This window comes from Arthrobacter sp. SD1074B (assembly GCF_056780195.1).
The window spans coordinates 3,507,691-3,533,144 of record NZ_JBRAZT010000001.1 but is presented as its reverse complement, the minus strand read 5'-3'; the positions used below and the strand labels follow the sequence as shown (position 1 = coordinate 3,533,144).

The 25,454-nt window shown below is 64.1% G+C and carries 23 protein-coding genes and 2 pseudogenes; 18 read left to right on the top strand and 7 right to left on the bottom strand.

All coding sequences use genetic code 11. The annotated features are described in order from the left end of the window. Positions 1-170: 170 nt before the first annotated feature. The 11 genes and pseudogenes from ACUYM2_RS16490 to ACUYM2_RS16440 all read left to right on the top strand — a co-directional run. Entirely contained in the window at positions 171-1,679 is a 1,509-nt protein-coding gene (locus ACUYM2_RS16490) for a glycoside hydrolase family 32 protein (RefSeq protein WP_481601039.1), read from the top strand. Beyond that, positions 1,679-2,677 carry an aldo/keto reductase family protein gene (locus ACUYM2_RS16485; RefSeq protein ID WP_481601038.1) on the top strand — a complete coding sequence of 333 codons (999 nt, stop codon included), beginning with the start codon at positions 1,679-1,681 and terminating at the stop codon, positions 2,675-2,677. Before ACUYM2_RS16490 ends, ACUYM2_RS16485 begins: the two co-directional genes overlap by 1 nt. Before the next feature lie 260 nt (positions 2,678-2,937). Then, the gene (locus tag ACUYM2_RS16480; RefSeq protein ID WP_479784455.1) at positions 2,938-4,008 is read left to right on the top strand and encodes a LacI family DNA-binding transcriptional regulator; all 1,071 of its coding nucleotides are present in this window, start codon (positions 2,938-2,940) and stop codon (positions 4,006-4,008) included. Positions 4,009-4,086: 78 nt separating this feature from the next. Next, a complete protein-coding gene (locus ACUYM2_RS16475) occupies positions 4,087-5,760 on the top strand; it encodes an ABC transporter substrate-binding protein (protein ID WP_481601037.1) in 1,674 nt (557 codons plus the stop codon). A gap of 123 nt (positions 5,761-5,883) precedes the next feature. Next, complete coding sequence (locus ACUYM2_RS16470) at positions 5,884-6,861, top strand: ABC transporter permease (RefSeq protein WP_476862080.1); 978 nt, start codon at positions 5,884-5,886, stop codon at positions 6,859-6,861. Between the two features lie 32 nt (positions 6,862-6,893). After that, positions 6,894-7,820, top strand: coding sequence for an ABC transporter permease (locus ACUYM2_RS16465; protein ID WP_481601036.1), 927 nt, complete (start codon positions 6,894-6,896; stop codon positions 7,818-7,820). Beyond that, entirely contained in the window at positions 7,817-8,770 is a 954-nt protein-coding gene (locus ACUYM2_RS16460) for an ABC transporter ATP-binding protein (protein ID WP_481601035.1), read from the top strand. Before ACUYM2_RS16465 ends, ACUYM2_RS16460 begins: the two co-directional genes overlap by 4 nt. Then, complete coding sequence (locus tag ACUYM2_RS16455; protein WP_481601034.1) at positions 8,767-9,864, top strand: ATP-binding cassette domain-containing protein; 1,098 nt, start codon at positions 8,767-8,769, stop codon at positions 9,862-9,864. Before ACUYM2_RS16460 ends, ACUYM2_RS16455 begins: the two co-directional genes overlap by 4 nt. 310 nt (positions 9,865-10,174) lie before the next feature. After that, a complete protein-coding gene (locus ACUYM2_RS16450) occupies positions 10,175-11,599 on the top strand; it encodes a glycoside hydrolase family 32 protein (protein ID WP_481601033.1) in 1,425 nt (474 codons plus the stop codon). Between the two features lie 95 nt (positions 11,600-11,694). Next, positions 11,695-12,654 (top strand): PfkB family carbohydrate kinase, encoded by a 960-nt coding sequence (locus tag ACUYM2_RS16445; RefSeq protein ID WP_481601032.1) that lies wholly within the window; start codon positions 11,695-11,697, stop codon positions 12,652-12,654. 274 nt (positions 12,655-12,928) lie between these two features. Next, positions 12,929-13,586: pseudogene (locus tag ACUYM2_RS16440) on the top strand (ATP-binding cassette domain-containing protein); the annotation flags it as partial. 404 nt (positions 13,587-13,990) lie between these two features. Here the strand turns inward: ACUYM2_RS16440 and ACUYM2_RS16435 are convergent. Then, positions 13,991-14,161: a hypothetical protein gene (locus ACUYM2_RS16435; RefSeq protein WP_481601031.1), complete on the bottom strand. Its 171-nt coding sequence runs from the start codon at positions 14,159-14,161 to the stop codon at positions 13,991-13,993. Between ACUYM2_RS16435 and ACUYM2_RS16430 the strand changes: the two genes are divergently transcribed. The 3 genes and pseudogenes from ACUYM2_RS16430 to ACUYM2_RS16420 form a co-directional block, all read left to right on the top strand. Then, complete coding sequence (locus tag ACUYM2_RS16430; RefSeq protein ID WP_479782189.1) at positions 14,160-14,336, top strand: CsbD family protein; 177 nt, start codon at positions 14,160-14,162, stop codon at positions 14,334-14,336. The genes ACUYM2_RS16435 and ACUYM2_RS16430 overlap by 2 nt on opposite strands. 68 nt (positions 14,337-14,404) lie before the next feature. Then, positions 14,405-14,803, top strand: coding sequence for an FAD-binding protein (locus tag ACUYM2_RS16425; RefSeq protein ID WP_481601030.1), 399 nt, complete (start codon positions 14,405-14,407; stop codon positions 14,801-14,803). A gap of 74 nt (positions 14,804-14,877) precedes the next feature. Further along, positions 14,878-15,450: pseudogene (locus ACUYM2_RS16420) on the top strand (ABC transporter ATP-binding protein); the annotation flags it as partial. A gap of 66 nt (positions 15,451-15,516) precedes the next feature. On the opposite strand, the gene ACUYM2_RS16415 reads toward ACUYM2_RS16420, so the two are convergent. Continuing rightward, positions 15,517-15,981, bottom strand: a complete 465-nt coding sequence (locus tag ACUYM2_RS16415; RefSeq protein WP_481601029.1) for a phage tail protein — start codon at positions 15,979-15,981, stop codon at positions 15,517-15,519. 141 nt (positions 15,982-16,122) lie between these two features. Here ACUYM2_RS16415 and ACUYM2_RS16410 point away from each other — a divergent pair, with 141 nt between their 5' ends. Further along, positions 16,123-16,836, top strand: coding sequence for a haloacid dehalogenase type II (locus ACUYM2_RS16410; protein WP_481601028.1), 714 nt, complete (start codon positions 16,123-16,125; stop codon positions 16,834-16,836). On the opposite strand, the gene ACUYM2_RS16405 is transcribed toward ACUYM2_RS16410, so the two are convergent. Further along, positions 16,782-17,483: an HAD hydrolase-like protein gene (locus ACUYM2_RS16405; protein WP_481601027.1), complete on the bottom strand. Its 702-nt coding sequence runs from the start codon at positions 17,481-17,483 to the stop codon at positions 16,782-16,784. The two genes, ACUYM2_RS16410 and ACUYM2_RS16405, sit on opposite strands and share 55 nt — an antisense overlap. 134 nt (positions 17,484-17,617) lie before the next feature. Between ACUYM2_RS16405 and ACUYM2_RS16400 the strand changes: the two genes are divergently transcribed. Continuing rightward, positions 17,618-18,085, top strand: coding sequence for an Lrp/AsnC family transcriptional regulator (locus ACUYM2_RS16400; RefSeq protein ID WP_481601026.1), 468 nt, complete (start codon positions 17,618-17,620; stop codon positions 18,083-18,085). 4 nt (positions 18,086-18,089) lie between these two features. Here the strand turns inward: ACUYM2_RS16400 and ACUYM2_RS16395 are convergent, their stop codons facing one another. Genes ACUYM2_RS16395 through ACUYM2_RS16385 form a run of 3 tightly spaced genes read right to left on the bottom strand, consistent with a single transcriptional unit; the run spans position 18,090 to position 21,973 of the window. Beyond that, positions 18,090-19,499 carry an aspartate ammonia-lyase gene (locus ACUYM2_RS16395; protein ID WP_481601025.1) on the bottom strand — a complete coding sequence of 470 codons (1,410 nt, stop codon included), beginning with the start codon at positions 19,497-19,499 and terminating at the stop codon, positions 18,090-18,092. Between the two features lie 13 nt (positions 19,500-19,512). After that, positions 19,513-20,928: an aldehyde dehydrogenase family protein gene (locus ACUYM2_RS16390; RefSeq protein WP_481601024.1), complete on the bottom strand. Its 1,416-nt coding sequence runs from the start codon at positions 20,926-20,928 to the stop codon at positions 19,513-19,515. Further along, the gene (locus ACUYM2_RS16385) at positions 20,921-21,973 is read right to left on the bottom strand and encodes a homoserine dehydrogenase (RefSeq protein ID WP_481601023.1); all 1,053 of its coding nucleotides are present in this window, start codon (positions 21,971-21,973) and stop codon (positions 20,921-20,923) included. Before ACUYM2_RS16385 ends, ACUYM2_RS16390 begins: the two co-directional genes overlap by 8 nt. 300 nt (positions 21,974-22,273) lie before the next feature. Here ACUYM2_RS16385 and ACUYM2_RS16380 point away from each other — a divergent pair, with 300 nt between their 5' ends. After that, positions 22,274-23,719 (top strand): amino acid permease, encoded by a 1,446-nt coding sequence (locus tag ACUYM2_RS16380; RefSeq protein WP_481601022.1) that lies wholly within the window; start codon positions 22,274-22,276, stop codon positions 23,717-23,719. A 137-nt stretch (positions 23,720-23,856) separates the two neighbouring features. Beyond that, positions 23,857-24,657, top strand: a complete 801-nt coding sequence (locus ACUYM2_RS16375) for an IclR family transcriptional regulator (RefSeq protein WP_481601021.1) — start codon at positions 23,857-23,859, stop codon at positions 24,655-24,657. Here ACUYM2_RS16375 and ACUYM2_RS16370 read toward each other — a convergent pair. Next, positions 24,654-25,430, bottom strand: a complete 777-nt coding sequence (locus ACUYM2_RS16370) for an IclR family transcriptional regulator (RefSeq protein WP_481601020.1) — start codon at positions 25,428-25,430, stop codon at positions 24,654-24,656. The genes ACUYM2_RS16375 and ACUYM2_RS16370 overlap by 4 nt on opposite strands. Positions 25,431-25,454 lie beyond the last annotated feature (24 nt).

Sequence of the window (25,454 nt, the reverse complement as noted above, 5' to 3'; positions counted from 1 at the left end):
ACCCAAAATCTTCAGGTCGGCCCGCCAGGAGTGTGCCCAGAAAATGAGCTCCTGAGCACCCTGCAGCACCCGCCCGGGGCACCCTGTCCGATTTCAGGCTGCTCCTCCGCGCGAAAACACCCCTTCCTCACACGTTCGCGGACCCCACGCACCGTCATGAAACGAGAACAATGAACAGCGTCCCCTCCACCCTTGAGACCTACAGGCCGGCCATGCACTACGCCGCCAGGGACACGTGGCTTAACGATCCCAACGGACTCGTCTTCCACGATGGCATCTACCACCTGTATTACCAGAACAACCCCTTCGGAAACGTCCACAGCAACATGTCCTGGGGCCACGCCACCTCCAAAGACCTGGTCCGCTGGGAGGAACAACCGGTAGCCATTCCCTGCGATGACAACGAGGACATCTTCTCCGGCAGCATCGTGGTGGACACTGCCAACACCAGCGGATTCGGCGCCGACGGGAAAGCCCCGCTGGTGGCCATCTACACGAGCGCGTATAAACCGGGCTCCCCTCATCAGGGCACCCAGGCCCAGTCCATCGCGTGGAGCGTCGACGACGGTTACACCTGGACCAAGTACGCCGGCAACCCCGTCCTGACGAGGAATTCCCCGGAATTCCGGGACCCCAAGGTCTTCCGCTACAGCGGTCCGGCCGGCAGCTACTGGGTCATGGTGGCCGTCGAAGCGCACGACTTCACTGTTCTGCTCTACCGCTCCGAGGACCTCAAGAACTGGGAATACCTCAGCACCTTCGGCCCTGCGAACGGCACCGGTGGCATCTGGGAATGCCCGGACCTCTTTGAGCTGCCGCTGGACGGCGACGCCGCGGCCCCTAAATGGGTCCTGACGGTAAACATGAACCCCGGGGGCCCAAACGGCGGCTCCGCAGGCCAGTACTTCGTGGGAGAGTTCGACGGCGTAACGTTCAGCTCAGAGACAACCCTCACCGAGGGGATGGAGGACCCGGACCGCGTAACCGACTACCAATGGCTGGACTGGGGCCGCGACTACTACGCCGCCGTCTCGTTCAGCAACGTCCCAGCCGGCCGGCGGCTGATGATCGGCTGGATGAACAACTGGCAGTATGCCAACCACATTCCCACATCGCCCTGGCGCAGCCCCATGAGCCTCGTCCGGGACGTGTCCCTGGTTTCCGTGAGCGGGCAACCCCGGCTCGTTCAGCAACCCGTGCCGGAAGTGGGAATAACTTCGCAACCCGGTCCCGTGAGGCGGGTGACCCTGGACGGGCCCGCGGCGGTTGAGGGCGGCGCGGCAGTGCAACTCGTTGACGTCACCTTCACGCCCGGTAGCGCCGAGGAATTCGGCCTTGTGGTCCGGGGGTCAACCGACGGCACGGTCGGGACACGGATCGGGATCCGTCCCGGCAGCGGAGAACTTGTAGTGGACCGTACCCGCTCCGGTGACACCGGCTTCCATGAGGCCTTTCCCTCCACCAGCCGCGCCCCGATTGCTGCCGGACCGGACGGCAGCTACACCCTGCAGATCTTCGTTGACCACTGCTCGGTGGAAGTCTTCGGGAGCGCTGGGCTCGTCACCATGACCGAACTGGTCTTCCCCGGTGCCGCCCAAACATCCCTCACCCTATACTCCACCGGCGGCACAGCGGACGCTGCGCTCCAACTCACTGACTTCGGAAAGGACGTCGCCTGATGGAACACCGCAAGCTGGGTTCCTCCGGCCTATACATCAGCGAAATCGCCTACGGGAACTGGTTCACCCACGGTGAGCAGATCGACCAGGCCGCTGCGACGCAGTGCGTGAAGCAGGCGCTGGACCTGGGCATCACCACTTTCGACACCGCCGATGCCTATGCCGGAACCCGGGCCGAGGAGGCGTTGGGCCAGGCGCTCAAAGGAACACGCCGTGAAGGCGTGGAGATTTTCACCAAGGCCTACTTCCCTACTGGGGAGGGCCGGAATGACCGAGGCCTGTCCCGAAAGCACGTCATGGAGTCCATCAACTCATCGCTCCGCCGGCTCCAAACCGACTACGTCGATCTATACCAGGCTCACAGGTACGACTACGAGACCCCACTTGAAGAGACGATGCAGGCCTTCGCCGATATTGTCAGGGCCGGGAAAGCGCACTACATCGGGGTGTCGGAGTGGACGACGGACGAGATCCGGTCCGGAGTTGCCCTTGCCAACGAACTTGGCGTTCAGCTCATATCCAACCAGCCGCAGTATTCCATGCTGTGGCGCGTCATCGAGCAGGAGATCGTTCCTCTGAGCGAGGAATTGGGCATCGGCCAGATCTGCTGGTCTCCGCTCGCGCAGGGAGTCCTCACCGGCAAGTACGCCCCCGGCGCGGCGGCTCCTCACGGCTCCCGCTTCCGTGCCGACAACGGCGATCTCAAGGACGACCACCGCTTTCTCAGCGAGGACATCCTCACCCGCGTCCAGGAACTGAAACCCCTCGCCGAAGAGACCGGACTGTCCATGGCAGCCTTCGCTGTCGCATGGGTACTGCAGAACCCCAGCGTCTCAGCGGCCATCGTCGGAGCATCCCGGCCCGAGCAGCTCGTCGACAACGTCCGGGCCGCAGGAGTCAAACTCGACCCTGAACTGCTCCAGAGGGTCGATGACATCCTCGGCCCCGTGATCGAGAGGGATCCGGGCAAGGTCGAATCCTTCAAGAACCGTCCCTGAACCGCCCTGTGAGCCAACGAGGGGCGGCGGCGCTGGACGTTCGGGCTTGGCTGCACTGCGTCCGGAGCGCTGCCCTCAGCCCCCGGATGGAAACCTGAAACCTACACCCATCGACACGAAAAATTTGTTGACACCCGGGAGTAACGCGGGTAACTTGAATCACAGCCGCTAGGTAACGCGAGTTACTAGAGCGGACCGGGACGACTTTCTCCCGCGAGTACCGGCATTACCAAGCTCAACGACGACTACTGGAGCATTCAATGGCGAAAACCACCTCCCCAAGCAATAGGGGCACTGCCAGGCCGCGTGGGGTCACCATGAATGATGTCGCCAAGCACGCCGGAGTATCCCGAACGGCTGTTTCATTCGTGCTGAGCAACCGCGAAAACGCGAGCATTTCGGAAGAGACGCGGACCCGCATCGCCGACGCGGTTCAGGCATTGGGCTACCGTCCGAACGCCGGGGCGAGGGCGCTGGCATCCCAGCGCAGCGACTGGTACGGAATTGTCACCGAGATCGTAACCGCACCCTTCGCTGTGGACATCATCAAAGGCGCTCAGGACCAGGCTTGGATTGACCGCAGATTCCTCCTTATCGCCCCCTCGGACCAAGGTGTTGCGGCCGGCCCCACCCAGGGTATGGAGGATGCTGCCGTTGAGAAGCTGCTGGAACAGCGGGTCGAAGGTTTGCTGTATGCCGCAACGCACCACCGCGGCGTTCATGTGCCCCCAAGCGCTCACGAGGTGCCCACGGTGCTCATCAACTGTTTCGACCTGGACGGGAAGCTGCCCTCGATTGTCCCCGATGAACGGGCGGGGGGACGAGTCGCCGTCGAACGGCTCCTCCGGGCCGGTCACACCAGGATCGGTGTGATCAATCTGGACCCGCACATTCCGGCAGCTGTCGGGCGTCTGCAAGGCGTCCGCGAGGCCTTGGCCGACGTGGGCCTGGAGCTTGATCCGGAACTGGTGGTGGCCGGGTACGCGACCGCGGATGGCGGCTACGACGCTGCCTGCCAAATCCTTGACCGGTACCCCGCCAAGGACAGGCCAACCGCCCTGTTTTGCCTCAATGACCGCATGGCCATGGGCGCCTACGACGCCATCAAGGAACGCGGCCTGGCCATACCCGGGGACATCGCCGTGATCGGCTTCGACAACCAGGAACTCATTGCCGCCTACCTCAGGCCCAAGCTGACCACAGTGGCTTTGCCGTTCGAAAAGATGGGCGCTCTGGGAGTCCAGACGCTCGCTGCTCTTACAGCAGGACAGCCGATCACTGCCGGCCAGCAGTTGGTCGACTGTCCGCTGCTAGAACGCTCTTCGGTCTGACCGCGAAATCAACGTCGAAGAGCTTACCCCCACCCACCCTTCACCTTGCTGATGAAGACAGGAAAGAGATAACCCATCATGACACAACCTAAAAACTTCAGGTCGGCCCGCATCGCCGCGGCCGGACTGGCGGTAGGCGCGATGTTGCTGACCGGCTGCGTAGCCAATGTCAACAAGCCCGCAGACGGTGGCGCCGCGACCAACGCCAGTGCGTTCCTCACTATCCCGCGTGAGGACATGGGCACTTTCGTGCGGAACTTCAACCCCTTCGCACCGACGGTCAACCCGATGGTCCAGCAGTCCATTTACGAGTCTCTCCTGGTCTTCAACCCGGCCAGAGGCGACACCGTGCCGTGGCTGGCCACCGACTGGAAGGCAGCCAAGGACGGAAGGTCTATCACATTCACACTGCGTGACGGGGTGAAATGGTCCGATGGCCAGCCGTTCGTCGCCGACGACGTGGCATACACCTTCGAGCTTCAGAAGAAACTCAAGGGTGGCTACGAGTACCTCGACGCCGTAACCGCAGAAGGCAACAAGGTCACGTTCAAGTTCAACAAACCATGGTCCCCCGCTTTGTACGACGTCGGTCAGCTCAGCATCCTGCCCAAGCACGTCTGGTCCGCGCTGGCTGATCCGGAAAAGGACGCCAACGCCAAGCCCGTCGGCACAGGGCCCTACACGGAGGTGGACAGCTTCCAGGCCCAGTCCTTCGTGCTGAAAAAGAACCCCAACTACTGGCAGCCGGAGAAGCAGAAGATCGCCGGCATCAAGATGCTCGCCTTCGCTGGGAACGACGGCGCGAACCTCGCTGCCGCTAATGGTGACGTGGACTGGGCCCCGCAATACATCCCGAACATCGAAAAGACGTTCGTCTCGAAAGACAAGGAACACCGGCACTACTGGTTCCCCCCGACGGGTGCCATGATCAACTGGCAACTCAACACCGCCAAGGCACCGTTCAACGACGTTGATGTCCGTAAGGCATTGAGCATGGCTGTGGACCGGGACCAGGTCACCAAGATCGGTATGAGCGGTTACGCCCAGCCCGCGGACTGCACCGGCCTCTCCGGAAATTACGAGACGTGGAAGAACACCCAGGTCAAGGACAACTGCACCTGGACCAAACACGACGTCCAAAAAGCCAACGACCTCTTGGACAAGGCCGGCTACCCGAAGGGCCCCGACGGCAAACGGACGCTCAAGGACGGTTCTCCTTTCCAGTTCAAGATCTCCGTGGGTGCAACATCGTCCGACTGGTTGTCCGTTGCCAACGTGATCTCCCAGAACCTGGCGGAGGTGGGCGTGACCGCGAAGGTGGACTCCCCGGACTGGGCCGCTGTGGTGGCAGGGTACGAAACGGGTAACTTCGACTCCGGCATTGTATGGAGCGCCAACGATCCGAGCCCGTATAAGTACTTCAACACCTCCATGTCCACCAAAACGGTGAAGCCTGTGGGCACGAAGACGTTCGACAACTACCACCGTTTCGGCGATCCCAAAGCCGATGCTCTGCTGGCGGAGTTCGCTGCAGCGACGGACCAGTCCAAGCAGAAGGACATTGCCAGCAAACTGCAGGACGAATACGATGCCGTCGCGCCGCTGGTGCCGCTCTTTTCCGGGCCGGAATGGGGGGCGTACAACGACACCCGCTTCACCGGCTGGCCGACTCAGGACAACCCTTACGCCACCCTCTCGGTCCGCGCACCCACCACGGTTCTCGTGCTGACCAGCCTGGAACCGCGCAAGTAGCGTCACACGCAGCATGAGGCCGAACCGCCCTCATGCCACCCACGCCCGACGGCCTGGCCAATTCGAAAGCAGGCCGTCGGGCGTACCCCACCATGTTGACCACTCCCGAATTGGAGGGAAACCGTGCGCTTCATCCTGCGCCGCCTGGGTTTCTACCTGCTCGCCTTCTGGGCATCCATCACCCTGAATTTCCTGCTCCCGCGCTTCATGCCCGGGGACCCCGTATCACGCATGTTCGCCCGCTCCCAGGACAGGATGCAGCCCGAACAGATCGAGGCCCTGCGCAAGCTGCTCGGCGTGGACGACCGGCCCATCTGGGAGCAGTACGCCGGCTACCTCCAGAACATCCTCACCGGGCAGATGGGGGTATCCATTTCACGATTCCCCACCCCCGTCACCGAGGTCATCTCGTCCCAAGTCGGCTGGACCCTCCTGCTCGGTGGCACCGCCCTTGTCATAGCCGCCGTCGTCGGTAACCTGCTCGGCATCCTGGCAGCATGGCGCCGCGGCGGAGCCATCGATTCGGTGCTGCCTCCCCTGTTGGTCTTCATCGGATCCTTCCCGTACTTCTGGCTCGCGATGGGCGCGCTGTATCTGTTCGGCGTCGTTCTGGGCTGGTTCCCAATCCGCCACGCGTTCACGGATGGGCTGGAGCCCGGCTTCACCTGGGAGTTCATCGGCGACGCCGCCGCCCACCTCGTGCTCCCGGCGCTCACGATCGTGCTGGTCTCCATCGGCGGTTGGATGCTGGGTATGCGGAACACCATGATCGCCACCAACTCTGAGGACTACATCACCATGGCGGAGGCCAAGGGCCTACGCCCCGGACGGATTATGCTCCGTTACGCGGCCCGGAACGCGATGCTGCCTTCGGTGACCAGCTTCGGCATGGGCCTGGGTTTCGTGGTGGGCGGCGCCCTTCTCACGGAGGTCGTATTCGCCTACCCCGGCGTCGGCTACCAGCTTCTGAACGCCGTCCAGGGCCTTGACTACCCGCTCATGCAGGGCCTGTTCCTGACCATCACCGCCGCCGTACTGCTGGCGAACTTCCTGGTGGACATTCTCTATGTCCGCCTCGACCCCCGCGTGCGCAGCAACTGACCATTGCGTACCCAGTAACCAAGGGACCGACCATGACCAGCGTTATCCTCCAGCAGCCGATCGAACCAAAAGCTGCCCGCAAAACCAACCGCGGTTTCATCCACGGACTTATTAACAACAAGAAGGCCATGACAGGCATGGCCATCATGTTCGTCTTCATCGTCCTGGCGCTGGCCGCGCCGGTACTGTTCCCGGGCGACCCCTCCCGGATCACCGGCATGGCCTCGCTGGAACCGGACGCTGAGCACTGGCTCGGAACCACCGCCAAAGGCCAGGACGTGCTCGCCTTGACCATCCACGGCTCCCGAAGTTCCCTGCTGGTAGGCCTTACAGTCGGGTTCGCGTCCACCTTTATCGGGATTCTGGTAGGACTGGCATCGGCCTATTTCGGCAAATTTATCGACGAAGCGCTGTCGCTGCTGACCAACGTCTTCCTCCTCCTTCCCGGACTGCCATTGCTCGTCATCCTGGCTGCCTTCCTGCCGCCGGGGCTGGGCACCGTCATCCTGGTACTCACGGTCACGGGATGGGCAGGATCAGCGCGCGTCCTCCGGTCACAGGCCCTGTCCATCCGCTCCAAGGACTTCGTGGCCGCCGCCGTCGTATCAGGTGAGAGCGCCGGGCGGATCATGTTCCGTGAAATTCTGCCAAATATGGCCTCGATCGTGATGGGAACACTGCTCGCCTGCGTCATCTACGGTATCGGTGCCCAGGCCGGCCTCGAATTCCTTGGGCTGGGAGACGTCAGCACCGTCTCCTGGGGCAACAACCTCTTCTGGGCCGGAAACGAAGGTGCCCTGCTCACCGGGAGCTGGTGGGTCTTTGTCCCTTCCGGCCTCTGCATTGCACTGGTGGCCTTCGCCCTGGCACTGGTCAACTACGCGGTCGACGAAGTAACCAATCCGCGGCTGCGGAAGATCCGCAAACCCGCCATCACCGAAAGGAGCACCGCAAAGTGACTGTCTCTCAAGTCTCCTTCGGCTCCCACGAAGCAGTCCTCGACGTCAAGAACCTCACCGTCAAGTACATCGGCGACACCCGCTCGACCACTGCCGTGGACAACGTCTCCTTCAGCATCGGCGTAGGTGAGGTGTTCGGGCTGGCCGGTGAATCCGGTTGCGGAAAATCAACCATCGCCAACTCAATCATGCGTCTGCTCAAGGATCCGGCGAAGATCGCCGCCGGCAGCATCTCCTTCGGCGGCAAGGACGTCCTGGCCATGAGCCAGGATGAGCTGCGTCGTTTCCGCTGGCAGGACGTTGCCATGGTGTTCCAATCCGCCATGAACTCGCTGAACCCGGTGCTGACCATCGGGGAACAGATGGCAGACATCTTCACCACACACGCCGGCTACTCCCGTAAAGAATCCCTTCGACGCGCAGCACAGCTGCTGGAGCTCGTAAGAATCGATCCGGCCCGCCTCAAGTCGTATCCGCACCAACTCTCCGGGGGGATGCGGCAACGCGCCGTCATCGCCATGGCCGTAGCACTGAAGCCATCACTCCTGATTCTGGACGAGCCGACCACCGCGCTGGACGTGGTGGTGCAGCAGGAGATCATGGCCCAGATCAAGGACCTCCAGCGCGAACTGGGCTTCTCCGTCCTGTTCATCACCCACGACATGTCCCTGATGGTGGAACTCTCGCACCGCATGGCCGTCATGTACGGCGGCCGGATCGTGGAGACCGCAAAAGCCCACGACATCTACACCAGGCCCGGGCACCCCTATACCAGGGCCCTGATGGGCGCGTTTCCGCCGCTTACCGGCCCACGGGTTCCACTCAAAGGCCTGCCCGAAGGCGTGAAGTTCCAGAACATCCCGGACCTCGCCGAAGTCGCTCCGGGCCACTTCGTGGCCCCATTTGATGCCGACGCCGAAGCCGCCGTTTTAGAAGGAGCAGCACAATGACCCACACCGCACACTCCGCGGCAAGGCCGGACGCTTCACCCCAGACGCCGGCTCTTGAAGTGCGGGGACTGGGTAAGTCCTTCCGCATCGGCGGCCTATTCTCCAACCAGGCAGTCCGGGCATTGCACGGCGTCGACCTGACCATCGGCCGTGGAGAAATCGTGGCACTGGTCGGGGAATCCGGTTCGGGCAAGAGCACCCTGGCCCGCTGTGTGGCCCGGCTCGAGAAACCCAGCGAAGGTGCCATCCTGCTCGACGGCGTCGACGTCCTCAAAAGAGACCGCTTCCAGGCCTCACGCATGTTCCGATCACAGCTGCAGATGGTCTTCCAGGACCCCTTCGGCTCCCTAAACCCCGCGCACCGGATCGAGCACTTCCTCCGACGGTCCCTTGCGATCCACGGCAAAGGCGGCACCGGCCAGCGAGGTTCCGAAGAGCAGACCACGCGCCGCCTTGAAGAGCTCTTGACCACCGTGGGGCTTCAGGCCGACATGCTCAACTCCTACCCCCATGAGCTCTCCGGCGGGCAACGTCAACGAGTCTCTATCGCGCGCGCCCTAGCCGTCGAACCAGAAGTCATCCTCGCCGACGAACCAACGTCCATGCTGGACGTATCGGTCCGCATCGGGGTGCTAAACCTGATGCGGAAACTTCGCGATGAGCAGGGCATCTCCATGCTCTACATCACCCACGATCTCGCGTCCGCCCGGTACCTCGCGGACCGGACCGCCGTCATGTTCGCCGGCGAGATCGTTGAAGAGGGCGAATCACTGGACCTGCTGGCCAATCCGGCCCACCCCTACACACAATTGCTGGTCTCAGCTGTCCCGGACCCAGCCCGGGCCGGGTCATACGACCCAGTTCACCGCGCCACGCTCAGGCAGGCCGTCATGGCTTCCACCGCCTGCGACTTCGCAAATGACCCCCATCAGCGCTGCTCATCTGAGGAACCCGTCCGGCATCAGGTGGGTGACCCCCTCAACCGCCACTGGGTCCGCTGCCACCTCTACCGTCCACGCGCTGGCGCCAGCGGCCATGCCCTGGCGACAGAACCCCTGCCGAAACCACACCCTGCAGACGGGGAAACTCTCTGAAAATCCTGTTCCACGAACGGGTCAACCCCTCTGTCTTAGCAGGATCCCCTCAGATTCAAGCCAAATGAGGACCTGCACTGCCCAAAAACATCACCATCCATGCAGCAGAAGCACCGAAGCTGCCCACCGAAAGGGAACCATGGAAGATTCCCCCGCCGTCTCCCGGCGTGCACTCCTGACCGGAAGTGGAGCCGTTGCCCTCACCGGGTCACTCGCGCTTTCCGCTTCGTTCTCCGAGTCAGCGGCAGCCGCGCCCCCAAACAGTCCCGGCACCGCGCAGGCCATGCCGCTCTCAAAAGGACCAACCCGTATGCGCCCGACCTATCACTTCAGCGTCCCCGACAATTGGAAGAACGACCCTCAGCGGCCCATTTACATCGACGGCGAATACCACTACTACTACCTCTACAACGGCGATTACATTCAAGGTGGCGGAGGTACGTCGTGGCGCCGTGCGACCACCACCGACCACGTGTCCTTCCGCGACCGCGGCGTCGCCATCCCCAAGTTCAGCAATGACAACGGCGACTGCTGGTCAGGATGCCTTATCGTCGACGAACGAAACACCGCCGGCTACGGTGAAAATGCCGTGATAGCCCTCGTTACACAGGCACCACAGGGCCGCCAGGCCCAGTATCTCTGGTACTCGACGGACCGTGGGCGCACCTTCCAACCCGGTGGCACAGCCCCGGTACTGCCAAACCCAGATGTGCAGGACTTCCGCGACCCGAAGGTAATTTGGGACGCCGACCGGGGGCAGTGGTTCATGGTCAACGCCGAAGGGCAGAAGCTTGGCTTCTACACATCTCCCAACCTGCGCTCCTGGCAGCGCGTCGGCGAATTCGTCCGCACGGATCTTGGGGTACTTGAGTGCCCGGACCTTTTCCGTATAACCGCCGACGACGGCACTTCCCACTGGATTCTTGGCACCAGCGCCAACGGCAAAGGCAGGGGGCTGCCGGCCACTTATGCCTATTGGACAGGGGCCTTCAACGGGGCCACCTTTGCTCCCGACCATGCCGAGCCGGAATGGCTGGATTACGGCTATGACTTCTACGGAGCAGTGACCTACCCCCATCACGACTCCTCCGGGACAGAGGATGCCACCCTGCGCAGGGCGCTCGGATGGGCGAACTTCTGGGATTACCCCCACAACACTCCGACCTTGGCGACCGACGCTTACAACGGCGATGACATGATCGTGCGCGACATCCGCCTCAAGAAGGGAATCGGAAGCTACTATCTCGCCTCAACCCCGACAGCCGGTCTGGACAACTACGTCAAGCGCAGCCACCGTCTTGGTGATGTCGTGGTATCGGGCACCCACGACCTCGATATCCGTTCGCTGGCCTACGACCTGCACTGCGAGCTGGTATGGGACCCAGCCGCCCCACCGGCCAACATCGGTCTCGAGATCTGTCGTGCAGCCGGCGGGGGCCGGCACGTCGCCGCCGGGGCATTCCTCCGCGGACCTTTCGCGTACCTCAACCGGTGGCCCACCATCAACCCCACCGGCGGTGAAAGCCAGACGCCCGTCGACCCCTCGGCAGGGCGCCTCACACTTCGCGTCCTCGTGGACAGCACAAGCGTCGAAATGTTCGTGGGAGACGGACGGGTCGTGCACTCCCACCGCGTATTCCCACTCGAAGGGGACAACGGCATCCGTCTCTACGCACACGAAGGAACTGCCACTTTCCGCAACCTCACGATCAACGAAATCAACGCAGCACCTTAACCGACCCGAAATGCTCCGGTAGGTCATTCCGTACAGCCATAGAACGCCAGAATGACCTAGACGCTCCCGTACTATCACTTGCCCGAGAGACAAACATGGATAACCTCAAAGCAGCACTGCCTGATGCCCAACAATCCCTCGACGTGGTCGTTGTCGGAGAAGCGCTGATCGACGTGGTCACCACCCCGAATAGCCAGGTAGAGCATCCCGGTGGGTCGCCGGCCAACGTCGCCTACGGCCTCGGGCTCCTCGGCGTCTCCACAGGGCTGCTCACGGCCATCGCGCCCGATGCGCGGGGAACGTCGATAGAAGACCACCTCCCCCGGGCAGGAGTAACTCTCCTGCCCGGGTCAAAATCCCTCACCCGCACAGCGACAGCCACAGCAACCCTTGGGCCTGATGGTTCCGCCGCCTACGACTTCGACATCCGCTGGGACCTACCCCCAAAGGCGCCGGCCTACTTCCCAAAAATCCTCCACACAGGTTCCATAGCCACGTTCTTGGATCCTGGCGCCAAGGCCGTCAAAGCCCTGCTGGAACAAGCCCACAAGCATTGCGCCATCACCTACGATCCCAACATCAGGCCATCCCTGCTTGGCAGTCATGCCGAAGCCAAAGCGACCTTCGAAGAACTCGTCTACCTGACCGATGTTGTCAAACTCAGCGACGAGGACGCCTATTGGCTGTACCCCGGGAAAACACTCGACGAAACCGCAGCCCATATCCTCCGACTGGGCACCGGACTGGCAGTGATAACCAAGGGAGCTGAAGGCTCCCAATTCACCTCCCGTGCCGCAAGCATCACTATCCCCGCTGTCAAAGCCAAGGTTGCGGACACCATAGGCGCCGGGGACTCCTACATGGCTGCACTGATCCTGGGTCTCCTCACTCGCCGAACCGACGGCTTCGCCCCAGGGGTGTTGGAGCAACTGGGACACACGGCAGCTGCGGCGGCGGCCATCACCGTTCAACGGGCCGGAGCAAACCCGCCGACTCTTGATGAACTGAGATCAGCAATGGAAGCACCTACTTTCGCGCCTAAAACTTTCGCCTAGACCGTCTCCGCCGGTGGGCTGCGGAACTAATTGACACGGAGGTCCCTGCTATAGGCGTTATAACTGCCCGGCGAGTCACGAAGTGGTTCCAGAAATAACCGCCCTTCAAGCCTGTCACAGTCACCTGAATCACCTGAGCGGGAATTGCCAAGCCCCGGATACCGTCTCGGCTCAGCGTTCGAGCTCGCCACGCTCCAGCGTCCGTCCGCGCGGCTGCCGCGGAAGATCCTGGCTACGTGGTCCGCTGCGCCTTGACGAGCAGACAAGTCCAAAGCTGGTGAACCTGATGATGCGTTTCTACGAGCTCGACGCCCGGGCGGATCACGCTGGACGGTGGGGACGTCGCCGCGATGTCCCGGTACGAACTGCGCTCGCGGATGGGCATGGTGCTGCAGGACCCCTGGCTGTTCGGCGGGACCATCCGGGACAACATCGCCTACGGCCGGCCGTCTGGGCGGCGAAGGTGACCTACGTGGACCGGTTCGTAAAGTTGCTGCCCCAGGGCTACGACACGGTGCTCGACGACGAGGGCGGCGGGGGAGAAGCAGCTGCTCACCATTGCCTGAGCGTTCCTGGCCCGGCCGTCGGTGCTGATCCTGGACGAGGCCACATCGGCTGCGGATACACGCGGACCGAGATGCCGGTGAAGAAGGCCATGAGCGCCCTGCGCTCGGACAGGACATCGTTTGTCATTGCCCACCCGGCTCTCCACCATCCGCGACGCCGACCTCATCCTGATGATGGAGGCCGGGCAGATCGTGGAGCAGGGGACCCATGCTTCCCTGCTGGAGGCTGGCGGGGTGTACGCGGCGCCTTACGCGGCCCAGTTCGCCGCTCCGGTGGCGGAGGTCTTGATGGAATCCGTTGAGGAACTTGCAGGTTTGCTGGTGACTGAGCAGACGGGCCTGTTGGAAGGCCGCGGCCCTGCCTAGACTTAAGTTGCGCCGGAGCAGACGCATGAATTCGTCTCGGAAGGGCAAGGATCATGACAGACCGCAGCGACTCCGAATTGCCGGCAGAGGTACCCACGGAAGGGAAACCAGAAAAACGGGAGCCTCATGTCCCGTCACCTGAAGGTGCCAACCAAGACGACGACCAGCGCGTCTCGTCCGGCGCTGAAGCCCAGGCCGATAACTCTCGTAGTGGTGCAGATGTGCGAGAAGCGGTCAACGTCGCGGAAGCGGGCACCAGGGCTGAAGGGGACCACGCACATCCGGAACGGGCCAAGTCCGGAGAGGCGCCCGTCGAGCAGGTTTACGACGATCCCGCGATGACTGAGGGGCAGCGAATCGTAACCGGGACCGCAACAACGAGCGGCGGTGTACCGCCTGGACCGTCACCGGCCGAAGCCGGATCCGGCGGTGCTCAGTCCGTTGTTGGTGCGCGGGAGTCGGACCGTCGTGCGGCGGGCCAGCCGCCTACTGCGGGCGCGCCCTTCGAAACCGGTGAGCACGAACATCAAAACAAGACCGGGACTGCCGGGCAGTACCCCAAGGAGGAAGATCATGGGACTGGGTGACAAGATTCGCAATGCCGCAGCCAAGCGGGGCGGCAAAATGAAGGAAGCTACGGGCAAGGCGACGGGTGACGAGCGCCTGAGGTCCGAGGGCAGGGGCGAACAGGTCAAAGCCGACCTAAAGCAGGCGGCCGAAAAGGTGAAGGACGCTTTCAAAAAGCACTGATAACCGGCAGCGCCGGAGTTCAAGTACGCCCATCTGCGGCTCCGGAAGAGGGCGCGCGGGTACGCGGCGTGTTCGCGCACGCCATCTTGGCCTGGTGCCGTGGCCAGGTCATCGCGGCCCGGGGAGAGGCGACGGCCGGGGCGGCCTTCACCGAACTCCTGCAGGACGACGGCGGTGCAGTCACCGGTGTCCTGGTGCGGACCGCGGACGGGCACCAAATCCGCTACGAGGCGGCCGCCGTCGTCCTCGCCAGCGGCGGATTCCAGGGCGACCGCGCCGAACTGACGCGATCTATCGGGCCGAACGCGGACCGGTTGATGCTGCGCTCCAACCCCGGCAGTGCCGGCGACGGGCTGCGTATCGTGCGGGCTGCGGGAACCGGGGTGACGTCGGCGATGAGCACCTTCTACGGGCACCTGATGCCATATCCGGTGGACAGCGGACGTCGGTGCCGTCGGAGAGCTTGAAGCCGGCCGCACGCTTCCCGCCGTCCTCAAGGCTTTGCGGTCGTTAGCGGACTGGGGACCAGACAAGTCCATGGCTGGTGAACCTGATGATGCGCTTCTACGAGCTCGACGCCGGGCGGATCACGCTGGACGGGGTGGACGTGGCGCTGATGTCCCGGCACGAGTTGCGTTCGCGGATGGGCATGGTGCTGCAGGATCCCTGGCTGTTCGGCGGGACCATCCGGGACAACATCGCCTACGGCCGGTCTTCGGCTTCCGAGGCGGAGATCCTGGAGGCGGCGAAGGCGACGTACGTGGACCGGTTCGTGAAATCCCTGCCGCAGGGCTACGACACCGTGCTCGACGACGAGGGCGCTAACGTCTCGGCGGGGGAGAAGCAGCTGCGGACCATCGCCCGAGCGTTCCTGGCCGGCCGTCGGTGCTGATCCTGGACGAGGCAACTTCTTCGGTGGACACCCGGACCGAGGTGCTGGTGCAGAAAGCCATGAGCGCGTTGCGCTCGGACCGGACCTCGTTTGTTATTGCCCACCGGCTCTCCACCATCCGCGACGCCGACCTCATCCTGATGATGGAGGCCGGCCAGATCGTGGAACGTGCGCACGCGTCACTGCTGGAGGCCGGCGGGGGCGTATGCGCAACTGTACTAGGCGCAGTTTGCGGCGCCGGTGGCGGAGGTTTAGGGGGCGCGAGGGCCGAGGACCGCGGATAGGTCCTTAGTACTCGCCTTTGATGACGAAGTATGAGCCGCGGATGGTGCCGGCGAGCTTGGACTTCTGCCGCGCGAACTTGAACCTCTCCGCAAGCTCCTCCGGGACGTCCATGCCGTCCGAGAGCTTGAGCCCGACCGCCCGCTTCCCGCCGTCCTCGATGCTGTACATGACGTTAATGGACAAGCCGGATTCGTAGAAAACGTAGTCCATCCGCAGCCCGTCCACCTCGAAGCTGGTGGCCTCCAGCGGCCGGGATCCGATGACGATGTCCCGCTCCTCCTTGAGGATCCGGCTGACCCGCTCCACTGTTTCCTTGGCATCCGCCGCGGGGCTGACGGTGAAGGCGTGGCTGTACTTGGTGTTGTAGTATCGGGCCTCGTTGGCGCGCAGCCCGGCCAGCGCCTCCGCCACCGGGGAGGACTCGAGTCCGACGGCGGACACGTCCTTGAAGTCGACGACGTACGGCATGGGGTCCCTCCCGGGGTCTGTCCTGTGGTGGGACAAGGGTAGCGCGGACGTCGCGGATAGCACCGTGGTTCGCCGGCGGTCGGCTAGGCTCGGCACATCCGAGCCTCCTCCGAGGCGCCGCCCGACCGTGAAGAAGTCATGATGCCCAACAGATCATTCAACGCCGTTCTGTTCGACGTCCAGGGCACCCTCACGGACTTCCGGACCACACTGCTGGACCACGGACAGTCCGTCCTGGGCGACAGGACCGCAGCGCTTGATTGGCCATCGATGGTGGACGAGTGGCGGGCGGCGTACCGTTCGGAGGTGGCGGAGTTGTCCAGTGCGCGGCAGTGGCGGTCGGTCCGCTCCATTTACGCCACGGGACTGGCGGACATCGTCCGCCGGCACGGGCCGGAAGACATCATCACCGCCCAGGAGATTCTCCTGCTCACCGACGGCTGGGAGCAGTTGCGGCCGTGGCCCGATGCAGCGGAAGGGCTCAGGGCTCTGCGCCGGGGCCATCTGGTGGCGGCTCTCTCGAACGCCGACTATTCCTCCGTCCTTTCGACGTCGCGGGCCTGCGGTTTCGATTGGGACGCGGTCTTTTCGGCGCAGCAGTTCCGCGCCTTCAAGCCCGACCCGTCGACCTATCTCGGTGCGGCGGCCCTGCTGGGCGTGGACCCCGAACAGATCCTCATGGTGGCCTCCCACCGCTACGACCTGGATGCCGCCGCGGCGCTGGGCTTCGGGACGGCCTTTATTGCCAGACCCCACGAATACGGGCCGGAGGGTCACGCGGACGAGGCGTCCGACGGCGACTACGACGTCGTCGTTCCCTCCGTGGAAGAGCTCGCGGCGGCGCTCCGGCGCTGAGCCCGTCCGCTTGGGCCAGCGCCGGCGTCCAGGAGCATGGACAGCAGGGCTCTCGGCGTCTCGGCAACCGCGGCAGCACCCGCGGTTTCCTCCGCGTCACCGTACCCCCAGGACACAAAGATCGTAGGGATTCCGTGGCTGGCTGCCCCCGCGATGTCGTGGCTCCGATCGCCTACCATGACCGGGTTCGAGACGTCGGCGCCGAACGCTTCGAGGCGCAGCAGTGCCTCGGCGACCACCTCGCCCTTGGCGGCCCGGCCCTCGCTGTCGGATGCTCCGCACACGGTGATGAAACGTTCCGCCAAATCGAAGCGCCGCGCGAGCCGGACTGCCTGGTCTTCCACTTTCGAGGTGGCCACGGCCATGGGGATGGCGGCGCGCTGCACCTCGGCAAGCACGTCGGTGATGCCTTCGTACAGGCAGGATTGCTCCGCACCCCGTTCCGCATACGCTGCGCGGTAATGGCGAAGGGCTCGTTGGGCGATTGGTTCACTCAGCCCTGCAGCGCTTCTGAAGGACTCGATCATCGGTGGACCGACGAATCCACGCAACACCTCGTGTGAGGGGATGGGGGCGCCGACAGCCGTCAGGGCCTCGGCAGCACTGGACGTGACGCCCGGTGCCGAGTCGAGGAGTGTCCCGTCCATGTCAAAAAGGACGCACGTGATGACGCCAAGCGTTGGACGGTCATGCTGCGGAAGTATCATTTCTCAGAAGCCTTCGGTCTTGGGATTGGTTCAACCCGGGCTGTGCCCGGGGGATCGATAGCTGGGAGGCAGAGATGGATCGAGTGAGTCTTGACCAGATAGACCAGAGGATCCTCGCGGAACTCACGAAGAACGCACGCATCAGTCATGCCGAACTGGCCACGAAGGTGCTCCTTTCCCGCAACGCCGTGCGGCAGCGGGTCGACCGGATGGAACGCCAGGGATACATCCAGGGCTACACAGTGGTTTCCGGGGCCAGCGGCCTGAGCCCCGTCTCGGCGTTCCTGATGGTCTACCGCAAGGACCGCGTCCGGGGCCTGGATGTGATCAGTGCCCTGCGGTCGATCCCGGAAGTGGTCCTCTGCGACGTGGTCAGCGGTGACTTCGATCTACTCGTAAGGCTCGAGGCCCGGTCGCTGGAGCGGATACAGGAGATCTGGGAGCAGATCGCCTCGCTCCCGGGGGTCACTGACACGGTGACGGCGATGACTTTGTCCAGCCTCGTCCGGCGCGGACCCGCCGGCCAAGGAGCCGCCGACTGAGCCGTCAGGCGGGTGACATGTCAGCAACCCTGTCGGGAAATACGGCGGAATCCAGAATCGCTTGGGCTGCCTCCCGGTCCAGGAGGCCCCGCCCGGTGACAACGTCGAGGAGCGTTGATCCGTTGTGGAGAACATCTTTCGCGACCTCCGCCGCGGCAACGTAGCCGATGGCCGGAATCAGCGCCGTCGCAAGCCCCGCCGACGCTGCCGTCTGGCGGGCGAGGCGTTCGCTGTTTGCTTCGATGCCCTCCATGCAGTGTGTCCGGAGGACACTCACGCCCCTTTCAAGCCACGAGATACTCTGGAGCAGGACGTGGGCGATGACGGGTTCAAAGGCGTTGAGCTGGAGCTGCCCGTTGTCCGCCGCCATGGTTACCGTGGTGTCCGCCCCGGCCACCACGAAGGCGATTTGGTTCATTGTCTCCGGGATCACCGGGTTGATCTTCCCCGGCATGATTGAGGACCCGGCCTGACGGGCGGGCAGGACGATCTCGCCGAACCCGTTCTGCGGCCCGCTTGAGAGCAACCGGAGGTCACTGCTGATCTTCGAGAGCTTAATGGCCGTCCGCTTCAGCGTCCCTGAGACGTGCATGAAGACGCCGACGTCGGACGTCGCCTCAATCAGGTCGGCGGCGGGGACCACGGGGACGCCGGCAATTCGGGACAGCTCCCGCAGGACCAGACTCTGATAGCCCGGTTCGGCGGTAATGCCGGTGCCGATGGCGGTAGCGCCCAGGCTGCATTCGAGCAGCAGCGCCGCGGACTCCTGTAGCCGGGCCCGGTCCTCTTCCAACGTCGCGGCAAACGCGTTGAACTCCTGACCCAAGGTCATGGGGACGGCGTCCTGCAGTTGGGTCCTGCCCATTTTTATGACCCGGGCGAACTCGGAGCCTTTGTCCCTCGCGGCTGCCGCCAGCCTGCCGAGCTCAAGATTGAGCTCAGCCGTCGCGAAAATCAGGGCCAGCTTGATCGCCGTCGGGTACGTGTCATTGGTGGATTGGCAACGGTTCACGTGATCGATCGGGTGCACGTGGTGGTAGTCCCCGGGCATGTGGCCCATTTTTTCAAGCGCAAGGTTGGCGATCACTTCGTTCGCATTCATGTTGGTGCTGGTGCCGGCACCGCCTTGGATGACATCCACGCAGAAATGCTCATGATGTTGGCCCTCCTGTATCTCTTGACACGCTGCGCTGATGGCTTCGGATTGCTCAAGCGTGAGAACTCCCAGTTCGCCGTTGGCCCTGGCGGCGGCGTTCTTGATCATTGCCAGGGCGCGCACCAACTGAGGGTGACGGGAGACTGGAATGCTGCTGATCGTGAAGTTCTCCAAGGCGCGGGCCGTGTGAATGCCCCAAAAGGCGCCAGCCGGTACGGCGATGCTCCCGAGTGAATCTGTTTCGATGCGGGTGGTCATGATGCCCCAATCCTTAGTTCTTGATGCAGATGACCTTCGGCTGGGTCATTTCCTCGTAGGCGAAGCGGACTCCTTCGCGGCCCATGCTCCCGTACTTGGCACCGCCGAAAGGCATGCCGTCAAAGCGGTAGTCCGAGGAGTCGTTGATCATGACGCCGCCTGCCTCAAGCCGCCGGGCGGCGTCCATGGCGTGGGTGAGCGAGTCCGTGAAGATGCCCGCGTGCAGGCTGAAGTCAATGGCGTTCGCTATTTCGATCGCTTCCTCGAAGGTGTCGAAGGATCGGAGCATGACAACGGGTCCGAAAACCTCTTCACTCCAGAGCCTGCAATCTGCCGGGACGGATTCCAGAACGGTCGGCTGAAGCACGTTGCCGTCCGCCGTGTTCCCGCACAGCAGGCCGGCGCCGGCGTCGATTGCCTCATCAACCTTGGTCCGCAGTCCGCGCAAGGCGGCGGGGCTGATCATCGGACCGACATCGGTTCGCTCGTCGGACGGGTCGCCGACCACGAGACAGGCTGTGGCCGAGAGGAAACGCCGCCGGAATTTTTCGTACAAGGGCGCTGCGACGAGTATCCGCTGAACCCCAACGCAGTTCTGGCCGGCGGCCCAGAACGCTCCGGAGATGCAGGACTCCACGGCGTCCTCGATGTCGGCGTCGTGCAGGACGATCACCGGCGCGTTTCCGCCAAGATCCATGGACAGCTTCTTCAACCCAGCCGTTCGGGCGATGCTTTCACCGGTGGAGAACCCTCCGGTGAAAGACACCATGCGTACGTCCCGGGACGCGATGATGGCCTCGGCAACGTCCCGTCCGCCCTGGACGACGGTGAGCACCTCCGGCGGAAGCCCGGCACCCCGCAGGGCCTCCGTGAGCAACTGCGCGGACAGCGGAGTCAGCGCGGACGGCTTGAGGATGACGGCGTTTCCGCCCGCGAGGGCCGGCCCGATCTTGTGCGCTACCAGGTTCAACGGATCGTTGAATGGCGTGATCGCGGCGATGATGCCCAACGGTTCGCGCGAATACCAGCCGGTCCGGTCTTCCGACCCTTCGTAGGAGTCGAAGGGAATGACCTCCCCGGCGTTCCTGCGGGCCTCGGCAGCGGAGAGGCGGAGGGTGTTGACCGCCCGAAGGACTTCCTTGCGGGCCTGCCGGATGGTTTTACCGGACTCGGCCACGATCGTCCGGGCGAACTCGTCGCCGCGGCGCTCGATGTCCGCCGCGGCGGCGTCGAGAATTTTCCCGCGTGCGTTGCGCGACATCGCCTGGGCCTTCTGCGCCCCCGCACGCGCTGCTTGGAGCACCGTGACGCAGTCGGCGACGGCGGTGACGGGGACTGAGCCGACGACGCGCCCGTCGAAGGGACTTTTCACGTCGCGCAGTTGCTGCGACAGCGCCGTCTCCAGGTGGCACAGCGTGGACTCAGACATGTGCCACGGCTCCCGTCTTCGCCGTGTGCATGGCGATGATGTCCGAGAGCAGGGCGTAGGCGGTTTCCACGCGGCCGGCTCCCGGGCCTGAGACCGTGACCTGGCCCAGGAGGTCGGTGTCGAAAGCGACGGCGTTCGTGGCACCCGAGACCCCGGCCAGGCCGTGGTCGAGGGGCAGCTGGAGGGGGGCCACGCTTGCCGTGACCGTTCCGTTAGCGTTCCGACGTGCCGCGCCGACGAGTTTCCAGCGGCGGCCCGCCTGGGCCGCGGAACGGATGTCCTCAGCAGTCAGCGTCGAGATTCCCCGGCGCTGGACGTCCTTGAGCTCGATGCCGGCCCCCAGCAGTTCGTTGGCCAGGATCAGGACCTTGAGCTGGACGTCGAATCCCTCGACGTCCGCCGCAGGGTTTGCCTCGGCGTAGCCCAACTTCTGGGCCTCGCGGAGGGCCTCGTCGTAGTCCAGGCCGGCCTCCATGCGTCCGAGTACGTAGTTGCTGGTGCCGTTGAGGATGCCCTCGAAGCCGGTCACTTCCAAGCCGGGCAGCATTGTCTTCGCCAGGCGGATGACGGGTGTGCCGCTCATGACGGCGCCCTCGAACTCGAAGTGCACGCCGTTCCGTTCGGCCAGCTCGGCCAGCTCGGCACCGCGGAGCGCCACCGGTCCCTTGTTGGTGGTGCACACGCTCTTTCCGGACTCCAGCGCCCACCGGACATGGGAAACCGCCGGCTCACCGTCTTCAGGGTTCGTGAAGGTGGCCTCGCAGATAATGTCGGCGCTACTCGTCCGAATCACCGCCTCGTTGTTTGGATCCGAGGTTCCGCCGTGCGCTGCAAACGTGTCATTCCCGGCGCCCAGTCCCAGGGCCAGAGAGAGATCGATTCCTTGGGGGCGGACCAGGGACCCGAGACGAAGGTCGGTGATGGCAACGACCCGCAGCCCGAAGCCCAGGTCTGATCGGAGCCGCTCGCCACGGGATTCGATCAGTTCGGCCAGGGTCCTGTTGACGCCGCCGAAGCCGATCAGCGCGATGTCGTAGGTGGTCATGGTGCTCCTTTAGTCGTTCAGTCAGGTCCCCCCATGGTGACGGGGTTCCGTGTCAGTCGGAGCATGTGATTTCGACCGTAAACACGAGCGAAATGACCATCCCGCTGCCGATGTGACATCAACCCGGAGAGGTAACACACGTGCAACATATGCATGCTCAAATGTTTTTGATGACCATTCGGGCTATTTCGTGTTACCTTCGTCACCATCCCCCGCGCAGCTGCCGCCACCCGACATCCCTCGGCCCGAGGCCCACGTGCACCGTTCGTATCTGATCTGACTACCCACCTGGGAGAAACCATGGAATCCGCAACCCCCACAACGCTGGAACCACAACCTGCCACCCTGCCGCCGGCCGACGTCGGACTCCGGCGGTCGATGGGGCCGCGGCACCTCGTCATGATCGCCATGGGCGGTGTCATCGGATCCGGGCTGTTCCTAAGCTCCGGCTACACGATTTCCCAGGCCGGTCCGCTTGGCGCCGTGATCGCCTACCTGATCGGCTCGTTCGTCGTGTACCTCGTGATGGCCTGCCTGGGCGAGCTGGCCATCGCCTACCCGGTCTCGGGTGCCTTCCACATCTACGCGGCCCGATCGATCGGTCCGGCCACCGGGTTCGCCACGGCATGGCTGTACTGGCTGTGCTGGGCCGTGGCCATCGGTTCGGAGTTCACCGCCTCGGGGCTTCTGATGCAGCGCTGGTTCCCCGGCATTGACGTGTGGGTTTGGTGCGTCATCTTCGCCGCGGTCCTGTTCGGCCTGAACGCGGTTTCCTCTAAGTTCTTCGGTGAATCGGAGTTCTGGTTCGCCATCGTCAAGGTCGCGGCGATCATCGGCCTCATCGTGCTCGGCGGCGCCGCGCTGGTCGGTTTCCACCCGCTCAGTGCCGACGGCAACCACCCCGTCATGTTCGAGAACTTCAACACCTCCGGCGGGCTTTTCCCCAACGGTTTCACGGGCGTGCTGGTGACGGCGTTGGCAGTGTTCTACGCCTTCTCCGGCTCCGAGCTGATTGGGGTCGCGGCGGGGGAGACGGCGGATCCGGCCAAGAGCATCCCGAAGGCCATGCGAAGCACCGTCGTCCGCCTGCTTATCTTCTTTGTCGGGGCGATCGCCGTCATCGCTGCCACCGTTCCGTTCGATGAGGTCGGGCTGGACGAGAGCCCCTTCGTGACGGTGTTCTCTTCGATCGGCATTCCCTTCGCCGCCGACATCATGAACTTCGTCATCATCACCGCGCTGCTCTCGGCCGGCAACAGCGGGCTCTTCTCCTGCGCCCGGATGCTGTACTCGCTCGCGGACGAGGGGCACGCGCCGCGGGCGCTGAAGAAGCTGACCCGTCGCGGCATTCCCCTGATCGCACTCTCCGTGAGCATGGTCGGCGGCGTGGCGTCGCTGATCAGCAGCGTCATCGCCCCTGAGACGGTGTACCTGATGCTCGTTTCGGTGGCGGGCTTCGCCGTCGTCGGCGTCTGGATGTCGATCGTCGCGTCCCACTACTTCCACCGCCGGGCCTTCGTGAGGAACGGCGGAAACGTTGCCGCCCTTCCGTACCGGGCCCCGCTGTTCCCGTTGGTTCCCATCCTGGCCTTCGTGCTGTGCCTGATCTCGCTGGTCGGGATCGCCTTCGACCCGAACCAGGTTGCGGCCCTCTACTTCGGAATCCCCTTCGTGGCCGCCTGCTACGCCTTCTTCTACTTCAAGTACGGGCGCAGCGCGCGGCTACGGACGGAGGTCCCGGCCTAGCCGGACCCTTTGACGGCGTCCTTCAGCAACGCGGCCGGTGACCTTGTCCCCGGCCGCGTTGCCATGCCGACCTCGCCGGACCGGCGCCGCGGCCGTGTGAGAATAGGCGTGGCCATCGGGTGGAAGGAGTTGTGACAATGGAGTCTTCCGCGGAATCGTCGTCCATGACGCAGGGCCTCCGCATCGTCCGCCTGGTGGCTGACAGGGAGAAGTCGGGCAGAAGACTTTTTGGCGTTTCGCAGCTCGCCACGGAACTCGGCATGGAGCAGAGCCGCGTATCGCGACTGACCCAGGAGCTCTGTGAGCTGGGTCTGCTAGAACGCGTGGACAGGGGTCCTTTCCGGATGGGCCCGCAGTTCTTCGCGTTGGCTGCGTCGCTCAACACCGGGTGGGTCCATGGATCCAGGGCCGAGTTGGAGGCCCTGGTGGCGCGGTTTGGTCTCAGGTTCAGGGTCTCCGTTCGGGAGGGCTTCCGCGTCCTCCTGCTGCGGGCTTCGACGAACGACGCGCTGCCCTGGAGCTTCGTCCGGCCCGGGATGGAGACGCCCGTCTGGTGCACCGGTGCCGGGCGCGCCCTTCTCTGGGACCACGATTCCGCAGCCGTCCAGGACCTGCTTGGCGGGGTGAATTTCATCGGCGTCGGCGGCCCGGGGGCGGCACATTCGCCGGCCGCCGTCTGCGAACTGATGGACCGCGACCGGACAACCGGTTTCGTGGTGGCGGAGGAAGAGTTTGAGCACGGCGTCTACGAGCTTGCCGTGCCGATCCGCGATGCGGGCGGGACGATTCTCGCCTCGTTCAGCGTCCTGGGTGCCCGGTCCCAGATCGAGCCCGGCGCAAAGCGCTTGTTCAAGGCCCTCACGGAGGCGGCAGAACGGCTCGGAACTCAGGCACGTGCCCAGCGTGGGGACGCGGGCCAGCTGACCTTGCCCGGCTAGCGACGCTCTTCCGGCGTCATATAACCCAGCGCCGACTCAAGCCAGTTTCCCCACGAGCGGAGTGCCTTGGCGCAGTGATCGCGGCGCGGCTCCAGCCGCGTTTTAGGTCCGACGACCTGCAGTGCGGACACCACCTCACCCTTAAAGTCCCGGATGGGAACGGCCAGGGAGTAGAGCCCGGGTTCGGCTTCCTCGTTCACAACGGAGTATCCCCGCGACCGCGCCTCGCGCAGCCGCGTCAGGAAGTCCTCGACATCCACGGGCGTGTTGGGTCCGTGGGGAACAAAGGCCGCCCGGGCAAACACCGCACGGACTTCGGCGTCCGTCGCCTCCCAGAGCAGGGCCTGGCCGGCATCGCTGCAGTACGCCGGGTAGGGGCGGCCCAGCCAGGAGCCCACCAGATTGCTGCTGGCCGGCACGTGTTCGCCGATCGTTACCGTGCTGTCACCGCTGAGGACCCCCAGGAAGCAGGCCTCATCCGTGTCCCGGGCGAGGCCCTCCAGAGCGGTTGTGCCCTCGGTCTGGAGCCGCTGCTCCGTCAGTAGCTGGGCATCGGTGAAGAGTGACCAGTCCAGGCTGTACGAACGCTGGTCCCGGCGGTCCAGGAAGCCTTCCTGCTGGGCTCCGCGGAGACTGCGCGATACCTGGCTGCGGTCCTTGCCCAGGTCGGCCGCGATGTCGGCAACCGTTCCGCCATGCAGGCCTCGTGCGCTCCGGGCGCCGACGGCGAGGACTGCCATGATTCCGCGTCCCATGCTGGATGTCCTGGCCATGGCTCAGAGTCTAGCCGTCCGCGG